1 protein-coding gene and 1 pseudogene are annotated in these 1,296 nt (G+C 50.8%); one reads left to right on the top strand and one right to left on the bottom strand.

All coding sequences use genetic code 11. From position 1 onward, the window contains the following. Positions 1–173: 173 nt before the first annotated feature. On the bottom strand, positions 174–854 hold the full coding sequence (locus S7335_RS29130) for a ferrochelatase (RefSeq protein WP_006458997.1): 681 nt from the start codon (positions 852–854) through the stop codon (positions 174–176). A gap of 177 nt (positions 855–1,031) precedes the next feature. On the opposite strand from S7335_RS29130, the pseudogene S7335_RS29125 reads away from it, so the two are divergent. Then, a pseudogene (locus tag S7335_RS29125) lies at positions 1,032–1,296 on the top strand (transposase); the annotation flags it as partial.

Genomic DNA, 1,296 nt, shown 5'->3' with positions numbered 1-1,296 from the left:
CGCCTGGCTACAGAAAATGCCACTACGCCTGCCCCTATCAAGCCAACTAATCCTAGCCCCATTAACCAAGGCAGCGGACGTTTCATCGGACGAGAAAGGGACAGGCGCATGAATGTAGAGAAAGTAGATATCTCTAAATAGAAGTCTCTCTACAGGATAGTGAATTTTAGCGGCTAGTGAGGGTGGCCGTGCACGGTTGCTCTCCCCGCAGACGCTACTTCAGGATCGGGGTTGACGTTTTCACTGTGCGAGCCATGTTCGTGGTTATGGCTGTCATGATTGTGACTATGGTTATGTTCATTGGAACTGTGGTCATGACGTTGGTGGCTATGGTGCCCGTGGCTGTGATGTCCGTGGCTGTGGTGACTATGACCGTGATGGGTATGCTCAGCACTTTCCTGCTTGAGAGCTGGATTGACGCTTAGCGGCGCAGCTTCTAGCAGAGCCTGAATCTCTGAATCCGCCCAATCTGCGACCATCTGCAAAAACTCAGGGTGGTCATTAACGCAGTCCATCTGAACATAGGTAACCTGAGGATTTTTGCGGCGCAGGCTATGGATGATATGGTCTACATCTAGAAGCGTCTCATGGTTTTCGGTTGCAAAACCAATTGGCATCATCACTAAAGCTGTGGCACCTAAGTCAATAATGTTTTGACCTGCCGTTGCCATATTAGGTTGGGTCCAATCGATCAGGGGAGTGTCGTGGTTCATCCAACCAATTGAGATCAGAGGATACTTGCGTATTAGCTTTTCACGAACGGCCTCGTAAAGCTTTTGGCTTTCATCAATCCCAGAGGTGAAGCCCCTGATTGGCTGACAAAAGATGCAATAGCCAGGTTGAATCGCTGTCATACAGGGACTTGAGAGCCGCAAAGGTTGCGAGGGGGAGCCAGCGTTCTAAGATTTAGATGCAACTCAAAACCAAAGGAACGCTGTGAAAAAAACTCCCGCCTCTACGATGCCTTGAAAGCCTGGCTGGGTCAAGATTGCCCCTGGGCACATCTATCGCATCTAACGACCTGCTGTTGGATGGTGTTTGCGCTGATTCAAACCGGCAGCGTCAGCCTGACAAAGTGGACAACCTACTTGCCCTGTCGCGGTCTCTACGCCCAGAGTAAACAAAGACGGGTGCGTCGCTGGTTAGGCAATAGCCGCATCAACATCCACCGATTGTACAAACCGCTGATTCAAGCGGCCTTGGCGACCTGGGAAGCCGAGTGCCTTTATCTTTGTTTAGACACCTCGCTGTTTTGGGAGCAGTACTGCTTAATTCGGCTAGCCGTGGTGTATCGAG

Origin of the sequence: Synechococcus sp. PCC 7335 (assembly GCF_000155595.1) — a bacterium.
In the GTDB taxonomy this organism is placed as follows: Bacteria; Cyanobacteriota; Cyanobacteriia; order Phormidesmidales; family Phormidesmidaceae; genus Phormidesmis.
Note: the sequence above shows the minus strand (reverse complement) of the source record. Positions and strands in the feature narration are given on the sequence as shown.